Source organism: Salinivibrio sp. MA351, from assembly GCF_001996065.1.
In the GTDB taxonomy this organism is placed as follows: Bacteria; Pseudomonadota; Gammaproteobacteria; order Enterobacterales; family Vibrionaceae; genus Salinivibrio; species Salinivibrio costicola.
Genome location: NZ_MUFG01000025.1, coordinates 32,617 through 48,425, shown reverse-complemented (window position 1 = coordinate 48,425; position 15,809 = coordinate 32,617). Strand labels below are relative to the sequence as shown.

12 protein-coding genes are annotated in these 15,809 nt (G+C 50.2%); 6 read left to right on the top strand and 6 right to left on the bottom strand.

Features of this window, described 5'->3' with window-relative positions:
* Window positions 1-154: 154 nt before the first annotated feature.
* On the top strand, window positions 155-2,905 hold the full coding sequence (polA, locus tag BZG78_RS12555; protein ID WP_077661389.1) for a DNA polymerase I: 2,751 nt from the start codon (window positions 155-157) through the stop codon (window positions 2,903-2,905).
* A 579-nt stretch (window positions 2,906-3,484) separates the two neighbouring features.
* Here the strand turns inward: polA and yihA are convergent.
* Complete coding sequence (gene yihA / locus BZG78_RS12550) at window positions 3,485-4,129, bottom strand: ribosome biogenesis GTP-binding protein YihA/YsxC (protein ID WP_021022591.1); 645 nt, start codon at window positions 4,127-4,129, stop codon at window positions 3,485-3,487.
* A gap of 149 nt (window positions 4,130-4,278) precedes the next feature.
* Between yihA and BZG78_RS12545 the strand changes: the two genes are divergently transcribed.
* The 5 genes from BZG78_RS12545 to hemN all read left to right on the top strand — a co-directional run bounded on the left by BZG78_RS12545 (window position 4,279) and on the right by hemN (window position 8,771).
* Window positions 4,279-4,896: a c-type cytochrome gene (locus tag BZG78_RS12545; RefSeq protein ID WP_077461683.1), complete on the top strand. Its 618-nt coding sequence runs from the start codon at window positions 4,279-4,281 to the stop codon at window positions 4,894-4,896.
* A 664-nt stretch (window positions 4,897-5,560) separates the two neighbouring features.
* On the top strand, window positions 5,561-6,205 hold the full coding sequence (locus BZG78_RS12540; RefSeq protein ID WP_077661388.1) for a class I SAM-dependent methyltransferase: 645 nt from the start codon (window positions 5,561-5,563) through the stop codon (window positions 6,203-6,205).
* Entirely contained in the window at window positions 6,202-6,690 is a 489-nt protein-coding gene (yihI, locus tag BZG78_RS12535) for a Der GTPase-activating protein YihI (RefSeq protein WP_077647238.1), read from the top strand. Before BZG78_RS12540 ends, yihI begins: the two co-directional genes overlap by 4 nt.
* 13 nt (window positions 6,691-6,703) lie before the next feature.
* Window positions 6,704-7,198 (top strand): DUF2489 domain-containing protein, encoded by a 495-nt coding sequence (locus BZG78_RS12530; RefSeq protein ID WP_077461681.1) that lies wholly within the window; start codon window positions 6,704-6,706, stop codon window positions 7,196-7,198.
* Between the two features lie 199 nt (window positions 7,199-7,397).
* On the top strand, window positions 7,398-8,771 hold the full coding sequence (hemN, locus tag BZG78_RS12525) for an oxygen-independent coproporphyrinogen III oxidase (protein ID WP_077577230.1): 1,374 nt from the start codon (window positions 7,398-7,400) through the stop codon (window positions 8,769-8,771).
* 47 nt (window positions 8,772-8,818) lie between these two features.
* Here hemN and add read toward each other — a convergent pair whose 3' ends face one another.
* From add to BZG78_RS12500, 5 genes are all read right to left on the bottom strand, one after another.
* Window positions 8,819-9,820 (bottom strand): adenosine deaminase, encoded by a 1,002-nt coding sequence (gene add, locus BZG78_RS12520; protein WP_077461679.1) that lies wholly within the window; start codon window positions 9,818-9,820, stop codon window positions 8,819-8,821.
* An 85-nt stretch (window positions 9,821-9,905) separates the two neighbouring features.
* Window positions 9,906-12,452 (bottom strand): EAL domain-containing protein, encoded by a 2,547-nt coding sequence (locus tag BZG78_RS12515; RefSeq protein WP_199877198.1) that lies wholly within the window; start codon window positions 12,450-12,452, stop codon window positions 9,906-9,908.
* A 135-nt stretch (window positions 12,453-12,587) separates the two neighbouring features.
* Window positions 12,588-13,997: a nitrogen regulation protein NR(I) gene (gene glnG / locus BZG78_RS12510; RefSeq protein ID WP_077661386.1), complete on the bottom strand. Its 1,410-nt coding sequence runs from the start codon at window positions 13,995-13,997 to the stop codon at window positions 12,588-12,590.
* A complete protein-coding gene (glnL, locus tag BZG78_RS12505; RefSeq protein WP_021022581.1) occupies window positions 13,990-15,054 on the bottom strand; it encodes a nitrogen regulation protein NR(II) in 1,065 nt (354 codons plus the stop codon). Before glnL ends, glnG begins: the two co-directional genes overlap by 8 nt.
* A 109-nt stretch (window positions 15,055-15,163) precedes the next feature.
* Entirely contained in the window at window positions 15,164-15,700 is a 537-nt protein-coding gene (locus BZG78_RS12500; protein ID WP_021022580.1) for a DUF4124 domain-containing protein, read from the bottom strand.
* Window positions 15,701-15,809 lie beyond the last annotated feature (109 nt).

The window sequence follows — 15,809 nt, the reverse complement described above, 5'->3', positions numbered from 1 at the left end:
TCTCTATTTAGACAAGCAAAAAAACCTATAAAATATTTACCAACAAAGTTATCCACAGATAGACGACGCGATGGGAAAAACCATGGTTAACAGGGGTCACGACTCGTGGCATGCTTAACGACTAACGTGTTTAACTGGCAATCAAGATACTGATATGGCAACTCTTCCCGATAACCCCCTCATCCTGGTGGATGGATCCTCTTATCTTTACCGGGCTTACCATGCGTCTCCCAGCCTCACCAATAGTGAAGGTGAGCCGACGGGTGCGGTCTATGGTGTGGTGAATATGCTGCGTAGTTTATTGCGCCAATACCCGCATTCTCATGTCGCGGTGATTTTTGATGCCAAAGGGAAGACGTTCCGCGATGACATGTACGAACAGTACAAAGCGAATCGTCCACCGATGCCAGATGACTTACGTGGGCAAATAGCCCCCCTGCATAAGATTATTAAAGCAATGGGGTTGCCTTTACTTGCGGTAGAGGGGGTCGAAGCCGATGACGTTATCGGCACACTTGCCACTCAGGCCTCACAAGCCGGAATGCCGGTACTGATCAGCACCGGCGACAAAGATATGGCTCAATTAGTGGACGAGCATGTCACCTTAATCAACACCATGACTAATGTGGTGATGGACCCGGATGCGGTGCGTGATAAGTATGGCTTTGGTCCTGAGCATATTATTGATTATCTCGCGCTGATGGGGGATAAAGTCGATAACATTCCTGGCGTGCCGGGGGTGGGCGATAAAACTGCGACGGCGTTGATTGCCAACCTCGGCGGCTTGGATGATATCTACGCCAATCTGGATAAAATTGCTGAGCTGAGCTTCCGCGGCGCCAAGAGCATGGCAAAAAAGCTAACGGACAATAAAGAGGGCGCCTATCTTTCCTATCAGTTGGCTACTATCAAATTAGATGTGGCGCTTGATTTCACCCCGCAACAACTGATTAAGCAAGCACCTGATAATGATACTTTGGTAGCCATGTACCGCGATTTACAGTTCCGTCGTTGGCTAAAAGAGCTCGACGAGGGAGATGCGCCAGAGGAATCAACCTCTGATGAGCCTTTATCGCAGGCAGTCAGTATCGATCGTGATCATTATCAAACCGTACTCACGCGCGAGTCACTGGAAACATGGTTAGAGAAAATTCGTCAAGCTGACGTGGTGGCGGTGGATACGGAAACCGATAGCCTTAACTATATGGAAGCCAATCTGGTTGGTATTTCATTTGCGGTCGCGCCAGGCGAAGCGGCTTATGTACCGGTGGCCCATGATTACCTCGAAGCGCCTGAGCAGCTATCGCTGGAAGATGTGATCACTGTATTGCGTCCTTGGCTGGAAGATCCCTCAGCGGCGAAAGTCGGCCAAAATCTAAAGTATGATGCCAGTGTTTTTGCGCGTCACGGAATCACCTTAAAAGGGATAGCCTACGACACCATGCTGGAGTCGTACGTGTACAACAGTGTCGCGGGACGCCATGACATGGACAGCCTCGCTGAGCGCTACTTGCAGCACACCTGCATTAGTTTCGAAGAGATTGCGGGTAAGGGCAAAAAGCAGCTCACTTTCAATCAGATCCCGTTGGAACAGGCGGCACCTTATGCCGCGGAAGATGCTGACATTACGCTACGGTTACATCAGTATTTGATTGGACGGGTCACCAGTGACGAAAAGTTAAAAACCATTTTTGAGTTTTATGAAATGCCATTAGTCAGTGTGCTATCGCGCATGGAACGTCATGGTGTGTTAATTGACAAAGACAAGTTGGCGACGCAATCAGAAGCGCTGCATACCCGTTTGATTGAACTTGAGCGTGAAGCCTTTGAGATTGCCGGCGAAGAGTTTAACTTAAGCTCGCCGAAGCAATTACAGACGATTTTATTTGAGAAGATGGGTCTGCCTGTGGTCAAGAAAACCCCGTCAGGTAGCCCGTCGACCAATGAAGAAGTGCTGCAAGAGCTCTCGCTCGATTACCCGTTGCCTGCGCGTATCTTGGAGTATCGTGGCCTTGCAAAACTCAAATCAACCTACACGGATAAACTGCCACGCATGATCAATGCACAAACGGGCCGCGTGCATACCTCGTATCATCAAGCGGTCACAGCCACTGGGCGTTTATCGTCAACCGATCCAAACTTACAGAATATCCCGATTCGGAACGAGCAGGGTCGCCGTATTCGTGAAGCCTTCACCGCGGAACCGGATCATACGATTTTAGCGGTGGATTACTCGCAGATCGAATTGCGGATTATGGCGCACCTATCCGGTGATAAAGCCTTGTTAGAAGCGTTCCGTGAGGGCAAAGATATTCACGCGGCCACGGCGGCGGAAGTGATGGGGGTGAGTCTTGATGAGGTCACCAGTGAGCAGCGTCGCCGCGCCAAAGCGATCAACTTTGGTTTGATTTATGGTATGAGTGCCTTTGGCCTCTCACGCCAGCTTGGTATTGGTCGCCATGAAGCGCAAACCTACATGGACACCTACTTCGATCGTTATCCAGGCGTGAAAGCATATATGGATAGCACCCGTGAGCAAGCCGCAGAAAAAGGTTATGTGGAGACTATCTTTGGCCGTCGTTTGTACTTACCTGAAATAAAATCACGCAATGGCATGCGTCGCAAAGGAGCCGAACGTGCGGCTATCAACGCGCCGATGCAAGGTACCGCCGCCGATATTATTAAGCGTGCAATGATATTGGTTGATCAGTGGATTCAGGCCAACGCCGCGGATGACGCGCGTCTGGTGATGCAAGTTCACGATGAGCTGGTGTTGGAAGTAAAAACGTCATCTATGTCCAAAGTTGAAAGCCAAGTACGAAAATTGATGGAGTCGGCGGCTGTACTTGATGTGCCCTTAATCGCTGAGGCAGGATTTGGCGATAACTGGGGAGAAGCCCACTAAGTTTACGGTTTTTATCTATATATCGACCTTTTAGTATAAAGAGCCGAATGCGAATTCGGCTTTTTTTTGTTTAGTATCCAACTGATCTATGGTGGTTTTCGTTCTTTTTTGCGTATTTTTATGAAAAAAAATTACGTAATATACTTTTCAAGGCTGGGTGATTGATATACAGTTATCAGCGTAGGGTACAGAGGTAAGATGTTCTATCTTTCAGACCTTTTGTTTCACGTTATTGGATTTGGCTGATTCAGCAGCCCCAGTCAGGATACTGACTGGGGCTTTTTTTATTGGTTGATATGCCGCGACGCGAGCAGCCCTGCCACTGCCTTTTTAACTATTTTCAGCTGTGTTGATCCTGTATTCCAAAAAATTAGAGTAATTACTTTAATTTCGCTGGGAAACCTGGTTATAATACGCACAGCTTCTTGTTCTTTATGTGTTTACAGGGTCTGATTCAGATCACGCACGCACAAAGATTCGCCGACCCTCGATGAGGGTCGGCTTTTTTTTAGCTTTCGTCTTTTAGCGCCAGATCCGTGAGGGAAGACGTTGTGCGTCCCTTACGCCGATAAAAGGCGATTACTCGCTAGGCAGTGGTTGCTCTTCGGCAAGCAATGGCGGCGTGGTGTGATACCAGGCATCCAGTTTTTGACGTAATTTATCCACGCCAATGCCCTTGAGTGACGAATACAATTCGACCTCGACATCGCCGCAAAATGCCAGTGACGCTTCTCGAATCTTCATCAATTGCTGTTTACGTGCACCGGTTTTAAGCTTGTCCGCTTTGGTCAGTAACACTAAAACGGGCAATTTTGACTCAACGGCCCAATAAATCAGCTGCTGATCCAAGTCTTTCATCGGGTGGCGAATATCCATCAACACCACTAATCCGCCAAGTTGATCACGTTTTTGTAAATATTCTCCCAGCGATCGCTGCCATTTCTCTTTCATTTCTAGAGGGACTTGGGCATAACCATAGCCAGGGAGGTCGACAATATGGCAACCCTCGTCCACCTTAAATAGGTTAATCAATTGTGTCCGACCGGGGGTTTTACTGGTTTTCGCTAGGCTCTTTTGGTCACATAGACGGTTAAGGGAGCTAGATTTACCGGCGTTTGAGCGGCCAGCAAAAGCGATTTCGATTCCTGTATTATCAGGAAGATGGCGGATGTCTGGTGCGCTAGTAACAAACTGGGTGTTACGGTAATTAAGTGATTGCTCCACTGTTAACTCCGTCTCGTCTTGGTGTAGTAGACTGATTACTTTTGTGTGAATTTGTGTAAAATAACCGTGCTCGGTTTTTGATCGGTAATTGTACCATGACGGTAACTAAGTAGTGGTACTGGAAGCTTGATAATTATAAACGGAATGTCATGAAGAAATTAGCGCTAATATTGACTCTCCTGGCCAGCACTTCAGTCTGGGCTCAAGGAGATGCTGAAGCGGGCAAAGCCAAATCCAATACCTGTGCCGCCTGTCACGGTGCTGACGGTAACAGTGTTTTGCCTGATTACCCAAACTTGGCGGGTCAGCACGCCAACTACATTGAAAAGCAGTTGAAGGAATTTAAGCTTGGCGCGCAAAGCGGCGGTGAGCAAGGGCGATACAACGCGGTGATGGCTGGCATGGTGGCTCCTTTATCGGAGCAGGATATGGCTGACCTGGCTGCTTATTACGCAACGCTCACGCCCAAGCCTGGCACAACCCCCGAAGGCGCGGTTGAAATTGGCCGCCAACTCTACATGGCGGGCGATGCAGAGCGAGGCATTGCGGCGTGTGTCGCTTGTCACGGTCCGCGCGGTAATGGCACCCCCTCTTCTGGTTTCCCGAAAATTTCTGGCCAGCCCGCAAACTACTTGGCGAGTCAGTTGAAGATGTTCCGCGCAGAGGAACGTCATAATGATATGAACAACATGATGCGATCGGTGGCTGCCAAGCTCACTGACGAGGAAATTGATGCGCTGTCGAGCTATCTCGGTGGTCTGCATTAATTACCGAGCGTGACAGCAAAAGCGGTTGTGAATAACGCAGCCGCTTTTTGTTTCCTTCCTCTTCCTCTTCTTATCACTGCTTTGCGGTTTGCTTGCATGGGCGTTAGCGCTGATAACGATAAGTGCGTTATCGGGTGTAAGATATTTGCTATTTTACGGCGAGAAAATCGCGATATCGATTGAAAGATAAAATAAAAAACACTATACATTCAATCGCTTACCGCGCCCCTTTCTTTTTTAAACAGGTTTTTTTTGTTTGGCATGCTAGGCAAATTAAGTGATTAGGATACGCTATCATCATCAACAGGACGTTGACGCCAAGAATAGGCCAACCGGCTAAGGAAAGCTTTTCACCAGGAAGGTGTCGCTACAGGATGTGAACTCGCCAAGGTCGGCATGCAAGGATAGCCTCGCACAGGATGTGATGTGGATGTTATGACGACAAGGACGCAGGATGCGACCGTTAGGCAGGTAAGCCAACCACACTAACAGGATGTTAAAGCCAAGGCGTAAAACGCTATTGAGCAGGGATGAAAGACGTACCAGGACGGACGACACCCGCTTATATCGCCAAGGCGATACCGCGACAGGCATTATGCCTGTCGCTTTTTTATTGACCCACTTTCTGCTACATTCGCGCCAGCTTTTGGCATAGACGAATAACATGCAGCACTGCCCTTTATGTGAGCATACCCAGACTCACCCTTACCATACCGATAAGCGCCGCGCCTATTTTCAATGTACGCGTTGTGATTTGGTGTTTGTTGATCGCCAGGCACTGCTGGCACCGCACGATGAGAAAGCCATTTATGACTTGCACCAAAATCATCCTGATGATGCGGGCTATCAGCGCTTCTTATCGCGGTTGGCCGCCCCGTTACTTGCGCGGTTAGCTGAATCGCCACGCAATGGCCTAGATTTTGGTTGTGGTCCGGGGCCGGTGCTTGCAAACATGCTGCGTGACGCGGGACATTCAATCGCCTGCTATGATCCCTTCTATGCCCCTGATACACAGGTGTTGGCGCGTGGTTACGATTTCATCACCTGCACCGAAGCGATTGAGCACTTTTATCACCCCGCCGAGCAGTGGACACAATGGCTATCCATGCTAAAGCCGGGTGGGTATCTGGGGATCATGACCAAGCTGGTCCAGGATCCAGCGGCATTTTCACGCTGGCACTATAAGAATGACCTGACTCATGTCAGCTTTTTTAGCCGCCAAACGTTTCAATTTCTAGCTGCTCAAGCTGGCTTCGAACTGACCTTTTTGGGCAACGATGTAATATTAATGAGGAAACCATTGTTATGACGCGTAAAAAGAAAACGCGCCGCACAGGATCGGAAGGCCCGGCGCAATACGTAGATAAAAACCAGACCGAGCAAGATCGAATTGCTCGCATGCTGAAAAAGCAGAAAAAACGGAAAGGAAAAAAAGCAGGATCGCGTCATTCTGAAGAAAGTGATGTGCAAACGCATCGTCGCGGCGGCAAGAAAGACCCACGAATTGGCAGTAAAAAACCGATTCCATTGGGGCCTGAAGCTGCGAAACCGAAACAATCCACGTTGACCCCTGCGCAAGAGCTGGAAAAGCTCGAGCAAGACCCGCAACTGAATGTCTTACTCGATCGCATCGAAAACGGTGAAAAGCTCGGGGCAGGGCTGCAAAACTATGTCGATGAAAAACTCGATCGCATTGAAGTGCTGATGGATAAGCTAGGGTTGCTGAGCGACGAGGATACACCGGAGGATGATGACAGCGATCTGCTTGCTAAATTTGAGCAACAGAACGATTAATGAGGAGTAGCAGGTGCAGGACGGGATCTGGATACTAGCAGGACTAGGCGCGTTGATTATTTTAGCGTTATCGGTATACGCCGGGACTTTGCTGGCAAGACTCAAGCGGCAGACGGCGCTGCAAGCGGAGATGGAAGAGGCGGCGATAAAAAAGCGGAATGATAAAATCATTGAAAGCGTTGATGTGATTGCGTTCGCAGCCTTGAAAGATCAATGTGATTTGTCCGAGGCGGCGATTCGTCTTTATATGATTATGGATCACCTCCAAGGGGAAAAGCGGGTTGAATTTGATAGCCGCTACCCTGCGTTATTTGAACTTTATGAGGCGGTCAAAGACACCCCACGAGGTGATGCCAGGAAAACCCTTAAAAAGAACGAACGGATGCGGTTGGACTTTGATCGTGCTAAGCATGAAGCGCGACTCGAGCAGGCGATAAAAGCCGAGTTGGCCGAGATTTTGGCCTTTACGGGTGGCCGGCATATCCCTGATCATATTTTGACCCACTAAGTGTACCTGCTTGGAATGCGGCTGCTCGCAGCGGCATTCCTTTATTATTTTGGCACAATACCCTTATAATTATTAGGCGAAAATCGATCTCGCCGACACTTTCACTATACCAATGCGGGTAGTGCTAAGCACCTAACTTAAGGCTGTGGCACACTATACTTTGTCCTCCTTTCCTAAGCGCCTTTGCGGAATGTAAGCCATGTCATCACCACAAATCATTTGGGATCAAGCCTTGATCAATAAGTATAATTATTCAGGGCCCCGCTATACCTCGTACCCCACCGCGCTTGAATTCCATGAGGCATTTACGCCTGCGGAATTTGATATGGCATGTAGCCAGTACCCTGAGCGGCCGTTGTCGTTGTATGTGCATATCCCATTTTGTCACAAGCTCTGCTATTACTGCGGCTGCAACAAAGTGGTGACCCGGCATCAACATAAGGCGGATGAGTACCTGGATGCCTTGGAACATGAAATTCGCCAGCGTGCATTTTTACTGGGCGCCCGTCGGGTTACTCAATTGCACTGGGGAGGCGGTACACCCACCTTTCTCACCAAAGCACAGATCTCGCGTCTAATGGGGTTACTGCGCCAAGAGTTCCAGTTTGAAGACGATGCGGAAATCAGTATCGAGGTGGACCCACGTGAAATCCCGCTGGATATGCTCGATCATCTGCGCAGTGAAGGGTTTAATCGCATCAGTATTGGCGTGCAGGACTTTGATAAAAAAGTGCAGCAGCTGGTCAACCGAGAGCAAGATGAAGACTTTATTCACGCATTGGTTGCACGTGCGCGAGAGCTTGGCTTTCGCTCCACCAATCTTGATTTGATTTATGGTTTACCCAGCCAAACCCCCGAGGGATTTGCCAACACGCTAGAGCAAGTGCTCACCATGCGCCCTGGGCGGCTATCAGTGTTTAACTATGCCCATTTACCTAATTTATTCGCCGCCCAGCGGAAAATAGACGAAAATGCCTTACCGTCACCCGACGCCAAGCTCACCATGCTGCAAGAAACCATTAACACGCTAACGGCGGCGGGGTATCAATTTATTGGTATGGACCACTTTGCCTTGCCCGATGATGAGCTGGCGGTTGCGCAACGTGAGGGACGCTTGCATCGTAATTTTCAAGGCTACACCACCCAGGGTGACTGTGACTTATTAGGATTGGGTGTGTCGGCGATTTCGATGATTGGTGATTGTTACGCGCAAAATCAAAAAGAGATGAAGCGGTATTACCACCAAGTGGATGCGGAGCGACATGCCTTATTCAAAGGCGTCATGTTGGAGCGCGATGATCGTATTCGCCGCGATGTGATTAAAGCCTTGATGTGTAACTTTACCCTTGAGAAGGCGGTGATCGCCGCACGTTATCAGATTGATTTTGACCGTTACTTTGCTGACGATCTCAAGTTGCTACAGTGTTTTATTGACGACGATTTGGTCCGTGTCACCGACCAGACCATCAGCGTGACCAAAACCGGCCGGATGCTGATCCGTAATATCTGTATGAGTTTTGATATTTATTTACGGGATAGGGCGCGACAACAACAGTTCTCACGGGTGATTTAAACAAAAAAACCGCCAAATGGCGGTTTTTTTTATAACACCCACGCCCATTAGCGGGCCGCAGCTTTGGCTATTAGCGCCGCTTTCTCATGGTCAGACAAGAAGGCAATGGTTAGGCCATTTTCTTGTAGTGTGTTGATTTGCGTAGCGGTTAAGCCCGCGGCTGGGGCCGCGACTTCATATTCATAGGGCAGCTCGATGCCTTCCACGGCTGGATCGTCGGTATTTAACGATGCCAGAATACCGTGGTCGAGGAATTGGCGCACCGGATGCTGTGCGAGATCAGCAATGGTACTGGTCTGAATATTCGAGGTTAGGCAGGATTCAATCCCGATACGGTGCTTGGCTAAATAGTCCATTAAAGCGGGGTCTTCAATCGCTTTCACGCCATGGCCAATACGGGTCGCGCCTAGCTCGTTAATCGCCTGCCACATACTCTCAGCGCCCGCAGCCTCACCAGCGTGAACCGTCACTTGCAAATCACTGGCTCGAACTTTGGCAAAATGTTCGGTGAATTGGTCTCCGGGCTGCCCCAGTTCGTCACCGGCTAAATCGATGGCAACCAGTTGCGATTTCTGTGTCAGTAGTGCATCCAACTCGGCCATACAGGCTTGGGTGCCGAAAGTACGGCTCATGATGCCAATTAGGTTGGTTTTCACGCCAAAGTCACGGCTGCCGGCCTGCACGCCATCGACGACGGCTTCCACCACGCCTTCGAGGGGCAGTTGATGTTTCATCGCCATGTAGTAGGGCGAAAATCGTAGTTCAGCATAGTCGATGTGTGCATTTAGGGCATCCTCGACGTTTTCATACGCCACGCGCCGTACCGCGTCGAGATCTCCGAGTACTGCCACACCCCAATCAAGTTTTGAGAGAAACGCGACCAAATCAGGCGCGGTATCAACCACCTGCACATGGGGGCGCAGGCTTTCAATGTCATGTGCCGGCAGCGGCATCGAAAACTGCTGACCGAGCTCTAAAATCGTATTGATGCGGATGTTGCCATCGAGGTGACGGTGTAGGTCCGTTAAAGGAAAATCGTGTCTCATCATCGTTGGTTCCCAGCCGGTGAGTTGGCGCTCAGTATAGCGACTGTGGCGCCATGCGTCAGCTGTCGAAGCGCGTAGGACGTGAGCCTTATCGCGTTGGTAATTTATCCGTTACCCGTTCTGTTGGTTGTTCGGCCAAGGGAAGGGGCCTGGCGAACAAGAACCCTTGCGCATAATGGCAACCAATTTCACGTAACCTAGCCGCCTCTTCTTTGGTTTCAATGCCTTCAGCGACCAAGTGGACATCCATGCCACGGGTCATGGCAACCACGGCTTCAATGATCCTTTGGTTGGTGCTGTTTTCGGTCATCGAATGGACGAAGCTACGGTCGATTTTTAGGCTATCGAAAGCCATCTGATGTAAATAGGCCAATGAAGAATAGCCCGTACCAAAGTCGTCAATCGCAATTTTAATCCCAAGGGCGCGGATTTTAGTGAGCCCAGAGGTCGCGAGATGCTCATGGCTCATCAACTGTGACTCAGTGATTTCTAGGGTTAAATTCTCGGGCGGAAGTTGTGTGCGTGTGAGCACTTGCTCCAACTTGTCGATAAAGTCAGCCGATAATAACTGTCGTGCTGATAAGTTGACATGTAATTGGAAATGGGCAGGCCATCGTCCGGCTTCAATTTGTGCGACCGTATCAAAAGCGGCTTGTTCAAGCACTTGCATGCCGATTTGGTTGATTAAACCGCTTTGTTCGGCGACCGGAATGAACTCTGCTGGGGACACCATGCCACGGCTGGGGCTTTCCCAGCGCACTAAGGCTTCTGCGCCACAGAAATAGCCATCGCTTAAGCGCACGAAAGGTTGATAGAACACGACGAATTCATGATGCTGAACGGCATGATGAAGCTCAAGCAGGAGCCGAGACTGTTCTTGCACCCGAGCTTGCATACTGGCTTCAAAATAGACATACATCGCCGCATCACTGCGCTTGGCTTCACTGAGAGCCAACCCTGCGTGTTGGAGGCTTTCATGAATGGCATCCCCGTAGGTATAACCGAACACCACCCCGGCACAAGCATCCACCAGGACATCGTCGTTACCGATAGTGACTGGGCGGTTAAACAGACTCAGTAGTTGACTCACTAGCGCTTCTGACTGGGTTCGGTTAGTGGTGTGGGGCGCCAGGACTGCAAATTCATCACCGCGAACGCGTGCGATTAGCATACTGGAGCCATCGGCTAAATCTGTTAATCGTTGTGCGATGGCACATAGCAGCACATCACCGCCGTCTTGACCTAGGCTATCGTTAATATCTCGAAAGCCATTGACCCCTAAAATCGCCAAGGTATTCGGTGACCGATAACGCAGCCCGGCGGCTTGTTCGATCAAGCCTTCGCGCGTATACAACTGGGTTAAGTTATCTTGGCGGACTTGCTGACGTAAGCGGTTGAATGACTCTTGCATTTTGCCGGACATGTTATTAAACGCGTCTTTTAATATCGCAATCTCCCGCAGGTTGGCAGGGGTGTTAATTCGATAGGTGAGATTGCCTGAGGCGAGCTTTGCCGCCGCCTCTGCGGTGTCACGCAAGGGCCGAGTGAGTTGGCGAATAATTAAATAAACAATCACCAAGCCAATTACCGATATTGCGATCACTAAATAAATACTGATTTCTTGTTGGCTTAACAAGCTTTCGAGAAGCAGCTGATCAGGCAGGGCGGCCACCACATACCATTGATGCTGAAAAGGCGGCGGTAAGGCGATTTTTTTGACGGTGCCATAGAAGTGACCCTGTTTTTCATGGATGTCGAAATGAAACGATTTGCCGAGCTTTTCAGGTTCAGGAGGCCAATCAGCCGATATCTCATTGATGGTGGCGTTGAGTACTGAGTTATTGGTGATATTAGGGAAGTGTAAAATGTTGCTAGGACTGCTGTTGCCGCTATGGGCGATCATCCTGCCTTCGTCATCGACAATAAAAAGCGCGCCGCCGAGTTTTTGCTGGCGCTCACTGAGAAAGCGATTAAAGGCGTTCAGCTTGATATCGCTGGCGACCACCCCCCAGACCTCGCCACTAACCTGCACGGGCGCAATGGCAGAGAGTGATACTTCGCCGATTTCATCAGCATCGAGGTATATATCGGTCCAGCGTGGTTGTTCGCGGTTAAAGGCTGGAATATACCAGGGGCGAACACGAGGATCATAGTGGCTGTCTTGGTAAACAATATTGGCGTTTAACGTTCGACCGTCGAAGATGCGTAATGTGCCTTGTGTGGCATCACTTCGCTCCATCAAAATCGACTGGCCTGCTTGATTTTTGCGATAGCCAAAATAATCGCCGTTCGCATCAACGCCAATGCTGAGCACTTGCATGTATGGCATGGCTTGATAAAGCGACGTGTGACTACTGAGTAAATAGTCTCGCAAGCCTTTATTGTTGATGGGGGCGGCTTGGAGGCGAGCGGCGAGACGCTCAGCGACAAATACGTTGGCGTTAAACGGGTGCTGAAGATACTGGCGTAAGTCTAATTCAATCCCTTGAGAGTAATCGTCCAGCAGTAACTTACCGACAAACTGAGAGCTGGTGCGGTAGTGGTTGTTAATGGTCAGAATGATCACAATCAAGGTGAACGTGAGCACGAGAAACACGGGGAGCATTACAGCGGCTCGAATCGACAATGGGCGCATGTTTCTCATCAGAACAACAACATCACTTTTCTCATCAACTAAACACCATTGAAGTTAACACGATCAACGGTTTTTACTTCAATCTCTTTACTTAAATTTAGCAGAGGTTCAAATTGTGTTAGTTTTAATATTGCGTTAGTGCTCAATATTAAGCTCTTTCAGCTTGCGTGTCAGTGTATTACGTCCCCATCCTAAAATTTTCGCGGCTTCTTGCTTATGCCCATGAGTATGTTGCAACGCTGATTGTAGGAGTATTCGCTCCACGTTAGGCAATGCTTGTTGCAAAATGCCATGCTGCCCCTGAGTGATTGCGTCCTGAGCCCATTGAGTGAGTGCATCCTGCCAGTCTTGCGCTTCACTGTCGGTCACAGACAATGGCTGATTGACCAATTCGCGCGGTAAATCACCGGGGAGTACTTCTTTACTGCTGGCCATCACCGTGAGCCAGCGGCAGGTGTTTTCCAGCTGACGCACATTGCCAGGCCACGGAAGCTGACTCATCATGGCTTCGGTGTCCGGGTGAAGTTGTTTGGCCTCGACATCTAACTCTTTAGCCGCGCGGGCCAAAAAGTGTTGGCACAGTTGTGGGATGTCCTGGCGCCTGTCCTTGAGTGATGGAAGGTGGACGCGAATCACATTTAAGCGATGGAATAAGTCCTCTCGGAATGTACCATTGGTGACAAGGCGCTCTAAATCTTGGTGGGTCGCGGCAATAATACGGACATCCACATCGACGGCTGCGTGGCCACCCACGCGATAGAATTGACCATCGGCGAGCACGCGTAGCAAACGCGTTTGCACATCCAACGGCATGTCACCAATTTCATCTAAAAATAAGGTGCCGCCATTGGCTTGCTCAAACCGTCCTTGGCGAACGGCATTGGCTCCGGTAAATGCGCCTTTCTCATGCCCAAACAACTCTGACTCGATCAAATCTTTTGGGATTGCTGCCATGTTCAGGGCAATAAAGGCTTGCTCTGAACGCGGACTATGGCGATGAAGCGCTTGGGCGACTAACTCCTTGCCGGTGCCGGACTCACCGTTGATTAACACCGAAATGGATGAGCGCGATAACCGACCGATGGCGCGAAACACTTCTTGCATCGCCGGGGCTTCGCCAATGATTTCTGGCGTTTGTGCGTTTGGTTGCGTCGCCGTTTGCTGCTTTTGCTGTTCTTTAACGTGGGCTAACGCGCGCTCAACCAAAGCCAAGGCTTCGTCAATATCGAAAGGTTTTGGCAGGTACTCAAATGCGCCTTCTTTATAGGCATTAACCGCGGCATCTAAATCAGAGTGGGCGGTCATGATAATGACGGGTAAGTCTGGATGTTGTGCTTGCACCACATTGAGCAGAGCAAGCCCATCGCTGCCTGGCATGCGAATGTCTGACACTAAAACGTCGGGAGTGCGCTCGTGCAACGCACTCATTACACTTTCAGCATCGCAAAATGTATCGCACGTGAGGCCCGCAGCACTCAGTGTTCGCTCCATCACCCAACGAATCGAGCTGTCATCATCCACGACCCAAATGGTCCCTTTACTCATGCGGTCTATCCTTTTCAATAATGGGTAATTGGATAGCGAAGCAGGTATGGCCCGGCCAGCTATTCACTTCAATTTTGCCCTGGTGTTGATCGATTAAGTGGTGGGTAATGGCCAGTCCGAGTCCGTTACCATCCGCTTTGCTGGTGACCATCGGATAGAACAAGGTATCTTGTAAGTGAGGGGCGATACCTGGGCCATTGTCGATGATTTCTATCTGGGCCACGACACGATGGCGTTGACCATGAATCACGGTTTGAAAACCGGTGCGGGTGCGCAGTGTGAGGCGTGCATCCTCTTGGCCACTCACCGCGTCGGCGGCATTGGTGACGACGTTGAGGATCGCCTGCTCAAGCTGCTCTGGATCCATATCAAAATCAGGCAAACTGGGATCATAGTCGCGCACAATATGCACCCCGTCATGATGATCAAGGCTGACCAGTTGACGGACTTTCTCCAAGACCACGTGAATATTTTGCCGTTGGCGTAATCCCGGGCGCTGCGGTCCAAGCAAGCGGTCGACTAAATTTCTTAAGCGGTCCGCTTGCTCGATAATGATTTGGGTATACTCCGCGAGGCTGGCATCGGGTAGCATTTTTTCCAGTAGCTGTGCCGCCCCGCGCAATCCGCCTAGCGGGTTTTTTATTTCATGAGCCAAGCCACGCACCAGTTCTTTTGCTGCTTGTTGTTGCGCTTTTTGGGTCAGCTCCTTGCTGATCCTTTGTTGCTGGCTCACGACGTTGACTTCAAGTAACAGACGGCCCTCATCCTCGGCGTCAAATAAGGGACTTGCACTGAGTTGTACTTTTTGTGGTTGTCCATCAACCACCCAAGTGACATCACTATCGGTTAAACTTTGCCCTGCCTGAGTGGCGCTGGCTATGTGCGCCCAGTCAACACTGGCATGCTGAATTTGCTGTGTGAGGGGTTGCTGGCGCAAGCGCCTAGCACTTTGATGCATTAGCTGTTCTGCTGCTGCATTAACGTATTCAATACGCCATTGGCTGTCTACCACAATGATGGCGGTAAGCAGATGATCAAACAGTTGAGCTGGCGTCATCCGTGTCGCGTCCTTGTTTGCACTAGTTTGGTGCATTGAGTGTAATCGAGATCCTTGCATGATGCAGCCGGTACCACTGAGTTTGTGATGGTTTAGGTGCCGTGGTCGGTTAATCTTGGCGTCGATGGCGTTGATTAACGTGCGCGCGGTGTAAATACACGTGATGTATCGATGAGGATGCAATTACCTTGCCGCTTTCGAGGTATTGGACTTGAATCTGATGGGTGCCACGATCAATGGGCGCCAGCCGCCAATCCAGCTGTCGCTGTGATGCGTTCAAGCTAATGGTTGGGGGAGACGCAACGGGCTGGCCGTCTAAGACGAGCCGTGTTTGCTTGGCGGGGATGGAAAGCGGTGACACCGTGGCTGTCACGGATAGCTCGCCGGGATTACTGCGTAATGTTGCGCCATCATTGGGCGATACAAGGGTGAGTGTCACCGATTTGGGTGGTGTCAGGGCTGGCGCAGGCTGCTCAGCCGAAGACGAAGAGGCATCGTAGAGAGAGGGCGAAGACGTTAGGGATGCATACGGCCTAACGTGGTACGGGTGCGCCGGAGGTTGGTCGCTAAAATGTACCTGGCCGTTGTCATCGGTCCACTGATAGAGCATGCCCGCATGACTGCTAAAAGCCAATGTCAGTAACATAGCTCCTAGCAACATAGCGCCTAGTAAAAGAGCGCCTCGCGAAAGAGCTCCTCGCCAACGAGCACCTAACCCACGCATCACAGCCCCCTAGGTTTGCGCGATCCCCTGC

Coding starts and splice junctions, on each gene's coding strand:
- polA (WP_077661389.1), top strand. CDS start 155: ATGGCAACTCTTCCCGATAACCCCCTCATCCTGGTGGATGGATCCTCT.
- BZG78_RS12545 (WP_077461683.1), top strand. CDS start 4,279: ATGAAGAAATTAGCGCTAATATTGACTCTCCTGGCCAGCACTTCAGTC.
- BZG78_RS12540 (WP_077661388.1), top strand. CDS start 5,561: ATGCAGCACTGCCCTTTATGTGAGCATACCCAGACTCACCCTTACCAT.
- yihI (WP_077647238.1), top strand. CDS start 6,202: ATGACGCGTAAAAAGAAAACGCGCCGCACAGGATCGGAAGGCCCGGCG.
- hemN (WP_077577230.1), top strand. CDS start 7,398: ATGTCATCACCACAAATCATTTGGGATCAAGCCTTGATCAATAAGTAT.
- add (WP_077461679.1), bottom strand. CDS start 9,820: ATGATGAGACACGATTTTCCTTTAACGGACCTACACCGTCACCTCGAT.
- BZG78_RS12515 (WP_199877198.1), bottom strand. CDS start 12,452: ATGCGCCCATTGTCGATTCGAGCCGCTGTAATGCTCCCCGTGTTTCTC.
- glnG (WP_077661386.1), bottom strand. CDS start 13,997: ATGAGTAAAGGGACCATTTGGGTCGTGGATGATGACAGCTCGATTCGT.
- glnL (WP_021022581.1), bottom strand. CDS start 15,054: ATGACGCCAGCTCAACTGTTTGATCATCTGCTTACCGCCATCATTGTG.
- BZG78_RS12500 (WP_021022580.1), bottom strand. CDS start 15,700: ATGTTACTGACATTGGCTTTTAGCAGTCATGCGGGCATGCTCTATCAG.